The sequence below is a fragment of the Actinomycetota bacterium genome (assembly GCA_030684515.1).
GTDB lineage: Bacteria > Actinomycetota > Actinomycetes > S36-B12 > S36-B12 > UBA11398.
In genome coordinates, this window is the sequence record JAUXVJ010000001.1 from 1 (window position 1) to 4,828 (window position 4,828).

The 4,828-nt window shown below is 59.1% G+C and carries 8 protein-coding genes; 5 read left to right on the forward strand and 3 right to left on the reverse strand.

What is annotated here, in order from left to right; translation table 11 throughout:
• Both Q8M73_00005 and Q8M73_00010 read left to right on the forward strand, forming a co-directional pair.
• Window positions 1–804: NlpC/P60 family protein (locus Q8M73_00005; GenBank protein MDP2286940.1), on the forward strand; the 804-nt coding region annotated here is incomplete at its 5' end.
• Window positions 794–979, forward strand: a complete 186-nt coding sequence (locus Q8M73_00010; protein MDP2286941.1) for a hypothetical protein — start codon at window positions 794–796, stop codon at window positions 977–979. The genes Q8M73_00005 and Q8M73_00010, both read left to right, overlap by 11 nt.
• Window positions 980–1,009: 30 nt before the next feature.
• Here the strand turns inward: Q8M73_00010 and Q8M73_00015 are convergent, their stop codons facing one another.
• Genes Q8M73_00015 through Q8M73_00025 form a run of 3 tightly spaced genes read right to left on the reverse strand, consistent with a single transcriptional unit; the run spans window position 1,010 to window position 2,818 of the window.
• A complete protein-coding gene (locus Q8M73_00015; GenBank protein ID MDP2286942.1) occupies window positions 1,010–1,954 on the reverse strand; it encodes an exo-alpha-sialidase in 945 nt (314 codons plus the stop codon).
• Window positions 1,951–2,169 carry a heavy metal-associated domain-containing protein gene (locus Q8M73_00020; protein ID MDP2286943.1) on the reverse strand — a complete coding sequence of 73 codons (219 nt, stop codon included), beginning with the start codon at window positions 2,167–2,169 and terminating at the stop codon, window positions 1,951–1,953. Before Q8M73_00020 ends, Q8M73_00015 begins: the two co-directional genes overlap by 4 nt.
• 31 nt (window positions 2,170–2,200) lie before the next feature.
• Entirely contained in the window at window positions 2,201–2,818 is a 618-nt protein-coding gene (locus Q8M73_00025) for a DUF305 domain-containing protein (GenBank protein MDP2286944.1), read from the reverse strand.
• A gap of 278 nt (window positions 2,819–3,096) precedes the next feature.
• Here Q8M73_00025 and Q8M73_00030 point away from each other — a divergent pair, with 278 nt between their 5' ends.
• The 3 genes from Q8M73_00030 to Q8M73_00040 all read left to right on the forward strand — a co-directional run.
• Window positions 3,097–3,366, forward strand: coding sequence for a hypothetical protein (locus Q8M73_00030; GenBank protein MDP2286945.1), 270 nt, complete (start codon window positions 3,097–3,099; stop codon window positions 3,364–3,366).
• A complete protein-coding gene (locus Q8M73_00035) occupies window positions 3,359–4,060 on the forward strand; it encodes a response regulator transcription factor (GenBank protein MDP2286946.1) in 702 nt (233 codons plus the stop codon). Before Q8M73_00030 ends, Q8M73_00035 begins: the two co-directional genes overlap by 8 nt.
• A gap of 29 nt (window positions 4,061–4,089) precedes the next feature.
• The coding region (locus tag Q8M73_00040; GenBank protein ID MDP2286947.1) for a HAMP domain-containing protein at window positions 4,090–4,828 on the forward strand (739 nt) is incomplete at its 3' end.

Genomic DNA, 4,828 nt, shown 5'->3' on the forward strand with positions numbered 1-4,828 from the left:
CTCGCTCGCTCGGCGTACATGTCGGCGTCTTTGGACCCGTCATTGCAACTTCTACTTGCGAGTGACCCGTCAGCGTTCCTTGCCCAAGGGGCCGCACTCAATCAATTGGCGAAGTCGCAGCAGACAATTCTTCGCAGATGGCAGACCAGCACCCTGCGACTGCGCCAAACCCAGGCTGAGGTCGCACAGCAGGTCGCTGCTGCCAAACGGTTCAACGCCGCGATGGCTTCAGCCAAGTCTGAGGCCGACACCAACTTGGGCAAGGCGCAGGCGGTGCTGGCAAAGATGACAGCTGCACAACGCGCGCGATGGGATCGCATCAAGGCCCAGGCTCGTCAGCAGGCATTGGCCGCAGCTGCGACGGCTAAGAAACAACTTGCGGCAACTGTTCAGCGCCCAGGACGTAAGCCTGGGAAGACCCCATTGGGCTACATAGGTAGCGGCCGGGCCGCCTCTGCTGTGAGGTTTGCCTTGTCGCAGGTGGGCAAGTCGTATGTCGCAGCCCAAGATGGGCCGGGGTCGTATGACTGCTCGGGCCTGACTTTGGCGGCATGGCGGCAAGCCGGTGTTGGACTCACGCACTACTCCAAGTCTCAGTATTCGCAGACCCGACGAGTGCCTGTGTCGCAGATCCGTCCGGGAGATCTTGTCTTCTACTTCGGCTCAGGGGCTCACCACGTTGGAATGTACGTTGGGAATGGCAAGATGGTTAGCGCTTCCAATCCTGATGATGGGGTGGAACTCATAGCCTTCTTGGGGCCTTGGTATCGAGAGCGCTTCTCGGGCGTCGGGCGTGTCATCTGATGCTCGCGGATTCCTTGTGAGTGTGCGTGTGAAGATTCTCGTCAGACCTGCTGCACCGGGCATGCTCGTGAAGGCACGAGTGTGCTCAAAGCGTCCGCGACTTCGTATGTTGCTGATCGTTGCTGCGCTTGTCGGCATTGCTGCGGTCGTTGCGTGGCGCTGGCTTGCGGGTTAGGTATGCGTATTCGTCTAACGGTCACGTGTTCTAGCTGGCGGCTCCGACTCCAGTGAGGCGAACTTGGAAGGTTCGCCCCCCGTCGAGGGATTCCATGATCGTGTCGCCCACGAGTGCCGCAACTCGTGATCCGTCTGCGGCCAGAGCCGCGGGCTGGGCTCTCAGGCTCCCTCGCTGAATCCAGCTCGAACCACCATCGGTTGACGCGTAGACCTTTCCGTCAATGCTCGCGCCTAGTACTTGACCTCGAGTTGCAGCAAGGAGGGCCAGCAGTGGTGCGCCCGCGACCGGTGAAAATGACGCCCCAGCGTTGATGCTGCGCATGACACCGGTCTGGCTGGTACCGATCACATTTGCGTCATTTGCGGGATCCAGGGCCAAGTCGAAGAGTTCGGGTGTACCCAGTTGTTTCCAGGCACGTCCAAGGTTTTCGGTTCGCCATAGGACGCCGTTGTTTGAGGCAAGACCCATGACAACCTTGTTCGTGGCGACGAGTCGGTGGAAGTCGACTTGCCCACCAAGGGAAGCCTTCTTCCAGGTCTGACCCCCATTGGTGGAGATGCCAAGGCCCAGATCGTTGGGTGCATCCATTTCTGGCCCTGGGTGTCCGGAGGCCAGCCAAGTGTTGCCTGTGCGCGTAAGCCCCATGGTGTCGAAGACCTCGTCGGATACTCGCACTGGTTGGTGTCCGGGTTGCTGGCTCCAAATTCCGTCGTGGGTGCCGAAGTAGAGCTTGGCGCCGACCAGTACGAGGTTGTGGACGTGCCCCGTCAGGGAGTCCGTACTCACTGCTTCACCGCTGGCGACCGGTTCCTCTGTAGGGGACAGCGTCTGTGTTCGCGATGAAGCGGCCTCAGGCGAGGCGGGGGTGTTGCTGCCTGTGGGTGATGAGCACGCGGCCAGAAGCGTTGCGGCACCGGCCACGATCAGTAGGAGCGCTACTGCTCGCGCATGGACTCCCTGACGGCGTCTCATGGTGCAGTCAGGATGTAGCCGGCTTTTTCAATTGCCGGCTGAAGATCAGCGGCCGTCAGCGATTGCCTACTTTGCACGTGCACGTGCGAGTTTTCGCCTGGCTGTAGGTTCACCTCGACCCGCGTCACTCCTTCAATCTTGGTGACTTCCTCGATGACGGAATTCACGCAGTGGCTACAGGTCATGCCCTGCACGTCAATCACGAGTTTATTCATGGTCAGCCCTTCTCGTTCGAGTTCCAACTATCTACTTAGCAAGCAGTTGCTTCATCGTTGCTATCTCGGTGCTTTGCCCGGCGATGATGGACTTGGCCAACTTCTGCACCAGTGCATTACTGGTGGTCTTGAGGACTTGTCGGCTGCTGGCGATGGCTCCTTGATGGTGGGTGATCATCATCTGTAGCCACTTGTTGTCGAAGTTCGTGCCTCGGGCGCGGGCGAGTTTGGCTATGTCGGCCTCATTCATCATGCCGGTGGAGCCTGCAGTCATGCCGGACATGCTGCCCGAGGATGAGTGATCCATAGCTGGCGACATCGGCGCACCCCATCCCTTGAGCCATGCCCGCAGCATGGTGCTCTCGGGCGTCTGAGCGGCCTTGATCTGCTTGGCTAGTGCCAAGACCAGTGGGGACTTGGCATGCTTCAACGCGAGGTTGGACATCTGGATTGCCTGCTGATGGTGGGGGAGCATCATTTGGGTGAACGAGATGTCGCCAGCGGCACCCATGCCCATCTTCATCGTGTTGCTCTCGCTCATTGGTGCTGGCGTCGGGGCCGCGTTGGCGGGCTGTGTTGCTCCGAACGTGGCTAGCAGTGCGGTGATTGCCAGTGCGCTGGCGGTGGTTGCCAGAGGATGTTTGTTCATGTGAGTCTGCTCCTTGTGATGGCAATGCAAAGGATGGTTCGGCCGAATTCGCGGGCGTGAAGCAAGGCATGTCTACGGTGGTTCCTTCTTTGCTGCGCATTCATCATCGAGCGGGGTCAGTAGAGGTACCCGAAAGAACGGATGAAGATTTGATCAAGGGATGAGCGAAGGTGCCTTTATGCAATCTTCATCGATTCTGCGCACAGATGGGCACCCACCAACGGGACAATTCAAGAATCGAGCGTAACGACGTGTCATAGAAGCAAGGAGGCCCAACGATGATGGGCTGGATTCAAGACGGATTGGGCTGGCCCGGTGCGAACTGGTGGGGCATGGGCATCATGATGACCTGCTGGATCGCGCTGATTGGCTTTGGAATATGGATAGTCGTCCGGTTTACGCAAAACGATGGGGAGAGCAAAGTGTTGTCTCTTGAATCACCGCGTGCGATTCTTGATCGACGCTTCGCCGCAGGTGAGATTGACGCGCAGACATATGCCGATGCGCGCCGGCTACTAGAGCACCCAGGGTCGCCGGCGCATGGCTGATGGCCTGCGCGTGCTTGTAGTTGACGATGAGATACCCCTGACGGCAGTAATCAGCAGCTATCTCGTGCGGGAAGGTTTCGATGTTGCGCTCGCACACACGGGGCAGGACGCCGTTGATGTTGCGCGCTCGCATCGCCCTGATCTGATCGTTCTGGATCTCATGCTTCCAGGATTCGACGGAATCGAGGCATGTCGACTCATTCGCCAATTCAGCGATGCGTACATCATCATGCTGACGGCCCGTGATGAAGAGGTCGACAAAGTACTAGGTCTGACGATGGGCGCCGATGATTATCTGGTCAAGCCATTTTCGCCACGAGAACTCATCGCGCGAGTGCGGGCAATGCTGCGCCGTCCGCGCTCCTCGATCCCGCTATCGGCCACGCAGGCGCCTATGTCCATCGTCGGTCTCACCGTGGACGTTCAAGCACGATCAACCCTGGTCGATGGGGACGAAGTGGTATTGACGCGCACTGAGTTTGACCTATTGGCCGCAATGATGGCCCGTCCGCATGCGGTGCTCACGCGACGTCAGCTCATTGAGGCCGTGTGGGGACCAGGCTGGGTGGGTGATGAACACGTCGTCGATGTACACATCGGTCATCTGCGCACCAAACTCCAAGATGATGCATCCGACCCGCGGTTCATCCGCACGGTACGCGCTGTTGGCTATGGCTTGGTCATCCAGACATGAGGGGCGGGCCCAGGTTCGCCACGCGGATGATGTTGATCCAATCAATGGTGGTCGGAATTGGGGCACTGGCTCTCATCGTGACTGCCTGGATCGTTGCTCCAATCTTGTTCCACCAGCACCTGAACCATTTGGGTGTGGTTTCTGAAGTAGTACAGGAGCATGCAGAAGAAGCATTTGCATTCGCCTTTGTCATTTCCGTGGTGGTTGCCACGGCGGTGTCAGTTGCGGCAGCTGGCGCGGTGTCATGGCTACTGGTGCGTCGCGTCTCGCGACCAATCGAAGAGTTGGCGAGGGCGGCCGAGTCTGTGGCGGCAGGGAATTTCGATGTGGTCGTGCCCCACGCCGGATTTAGCAGCGAGCTCGAACAACTGTCGGGCTCCTTCACGCTCATGGCTACCCAGTTGGGTGACTCGGAGGCGGCACGCTCGCGCCTGCTCGCCGATCTGGCGCATGAATTGCGCACGCCACTAGCAACACTTGAGGCTTATATCGATGGACTCGAGGACGAAGTAGTCGTCCGTGACGTTGAAGCTTGGGCGACGATGCGACACCAAGTTTACCGTCTCAAACGCCTCGCGGGCGACCTACGTGAGACTGCTGCCGCTGACGAGCATGCCTTGGGCCTTGAACTGACACCCATTGACATGTGCGCTACCTGCGAAGCGGCGGTCGCTGCAGCGACTCCGCGATACCAGATGATGGGCGTCGCATTGACCCTGAAGCAACCAGATGTGGCGCTACCCGTGAACGGCGATGAGCTTCGCCTGC